Origin of the sequence: Actinophytocola sp. (assembly GCF_036002505.1) — a bacterium.
Lineage (GTDB): Bacteria > Actinomycetota > Actinomycetes > Mycobacteriales > Pseudonocardiaceae > DASYTH01.
This window is the reverse complement of the sequence record NZ_DASYTH010000431.1, coordinates 1-2,507: the sequence shown is the minus strand read 5'-3', so window position 1 is coordinate 2,507 and position 2,507 is coordinate 1. Positions and strand designations below refer to the sequence as shown.

Annotated in this window: 2 protein-coding genes and 1 pseudogene; 1 reads left to right on the top strand and 2 read right to left on the bottom strand. The window is 69.7% G+C overall.

Annotated elements, in window-relative coordinates; translation table 11 throughout:
- Positions 1-315: pseudogene (locus VGR06_RS38830) on the top strand (NADPH-dependent 2,4-dienoyl-CoA reductase); the annotation flags it as partial.
- A gap of 24 nt (positions 316-339) precedes the next feature.
- Here VGR06_RS38830 and VGR06_RS38825 read toward each other — a convergent pair.
- Both VGR06_RS38825 and VGR06_RS38820 read right to left on the bottom strand, forming a co-directional pair.
- A complete protein-coding gene (locus tag VGR06_RS38825) occupies positions 340-1,938 on the bottom strand; it encodes an IS1634 family transposase (RefSeq protein ID WP_327564232.1) in 1,599 nt (532 codons plus the stop codon).
- 152 nt (positions 1,939-2,090) lie between these two features.
- On the bottom strand, positions 2,091-2,507 hold a 417-nt coding region (locus tag VGR06_RS38820; protein WP_327564231.1), incomplete at its 5' end, for a Fur family transcriptional regulator.

The following is a 2,507-nucleotide window of genomic DNA, read 5'->3' as shown; positions in this document are numbered from 1 at the left end:
GGCGCCGGCCTCGGCAAGACCACCGGCTGGATCCACCGCACCGAGCTCAAGCACCGCGGCGTCACCATGGTCCCGGGCGTGAGCTACGACCGCATCGACGACGCCGGACTGCACGTCACCGTCGACGGCACCAGCACCGTCCTGGAGGTCGACACGATCGTCCTGTGCACCGGACAGGAACCGCGCCGCGGCCTGTACGACGAGCTGGCCACCGCCGGCCGCAGCGTGCATCTCATCGGCGGCGCCGACGTGGCCGCCGAACTGGACGCCAAGCGAGCCATCAAGCAGGGCACCGAACTGGCGGCGGCGCTCTAGGCCCGTACTTCGCGGGTCACCGTTTCAGGTTTGTGGCCAGCGGGTTTGTCCGATGTCGGTGTCGAGGAGGTCGAGGAGGTGGAGTTGGACGCCGCGGGTGATCTGGACGGTGGGCGGGTCGGTGATGTGGCCGATCCGCAGGGTGAGTTCGCCGAGGTGGTAGAAGATCATGCGGCCGGTGGGGCGGACGCGGCGGTTGTCGGGGTAGAGCCCGCGCATGGTCTGCTCGGGGCCCAGAGCTCGCCTGACCTGGCGTTCGATGAGGCAGAAGACGAGCAGGGCCAGGCAGATGACCTGGATGAGGGCGGCGACGCGCCGGTTGTGCTGGACGAAGACCGGTGCGACCGCGAGTGGTCCCTTGAAGTCGTGGTAGCGGCGTTCGACCGTGCCCTGGCCCTTGTAGAGGATCAGGACCTGGCCCGGATCGGCCTGCTCGGGGGGCAGGGTGGTCAGCAGTGCGTACCAGCCGTCGACGGCGGCCTCCGCCGCCAGGATCTCCTGGTCGAAGTGCCAGGTCAGGGATGGTTTCCCGGCGTCGTCCTCGGCGACGGTGAAGCGCAGGCAAGAGGCGACACGGCGCTTCGCGGTGATCACACCGACGCGGGCGAGGACCTTCCCGGCGCTCTTGTAGTGCCGTCCGCCGGCCACCGAAGCGAGCTTGTTCAGGTCCTCGGCGGCTTTGGTCAGGCGCTTGTGGCGGGCGGCCTGCTGGCCTGCGGCGTTCGCGGTGGAATGGACCAGGATCCGCCGCACGGTGAGTTCGGGATCACTCTTCCTCGGCCCCTTCAGGGTGTGGGTGTCCTCCAGCGCCCGGTAGCTCTCGCGGCGCTCGGCCGGCTTTGCCGCATCCCGGTCCGGCACCCAGTCCACGACCGTGGCGAGAGCGGGGTCGAGGGCGGCATAGACCCCGTCGTTGACCTGCGCGGCCGGGACCGGGGCGACGAAGTGCACCCCGGCTGCCAGCAGCGCGGTGACGTTGGCGTAGGACACCAGCTTGGAGTCGGCGACCATCAGGAAGTCGCGGGTGCCGGCCATCGTGCGCAGGTCCTTCATCGCGCCGACGACCTGGGAAACCTCGGCCGCCGGCCCGTCGAAGACCCTGGCGTGGAGGGGAATGCCGCCATCAGCCGTCACCGCGAGTCCGGCCTGGACCTGCTTCAGGTCCACCCGCCGGTCCTTGGGATGCCCGTAGCCGATGACGGGGAAGTCCTCGTCCTGGCCCTCGGCAGGGTAGGCACCGTGCACGGACATGCTGGTCATGTCCCAGTGCAGCCGGGACACATCGATGCCGAACTCGGCGATCGCCCGCGCCCCGACCGTGCCCGCGATGTGCTCCAGATGCGGGGCGATCGCATCCAGCGCCCGGGCGAGCCTGTCGTCGTTGAGCAGGCCGGGCTCGATCCCGAAGACCTCCTCCACCGCCCAGCACCTGGCCCAGTCCTCCACCCGCACCAACGGTGCCGGCGAGGTCAGCCGGTTGGCCACCAGCGCCTCGATGACCTGCCCGTGCGTCACATGCGCACTCGCACCACCGGGGCACACCGCATCCACGATCCCGGCCAGATCCAGCCGACGAGTGAACTCGGAAACGACAGGCAGAGCGCCCAGACGCTTCTCCACCACGGACGTCACCGCTACTTCAAAACGCTGACGCTCAGACCGTGGCCGCGGGGACCGGGAAGACTTCGACACACCCCACCCAACGCCACACCCCGGCCCAGGGACACCCCCGGACCGGTCACACCATACGAATCAACGACCCGCGAAGTACGGGTCTAGGCTGCCGCGCAGTTCGGGCACACGCCCCGGTACGTCACCTCGACGTCCGAGACCGCGAAGCCGAAGCGCTCCGAGTCGGGGAGGTCGGCCAGCGGGTTGCCGGTGGGGTGGACGTCGCGGATCGCGCCGCACTGGGCGCAGACCAGGTGGTGGTGCGGGCGGTGCGCGTTCGGGTCGTACCGCTTGGCGCGCTTGTCCGTGGCGACTTCCAGGACCTCGCCGAGGGAGACGAGCTCGCCCAGCGTGTTGTAGACGGTCGCGCGGGAGATCTCGGGCAGTTTCGCGACGGCCCGTGTGTGCACCTCGTCGGCCGTCAGGTGGACGTGCTCGCCGTCGAGGACCTCGGCCACGACGCGTCGCTGCGCGGTCATTCGCCATCCGCGTCCGCGCAGTCGTTCCAGAAGGTCGCTCAT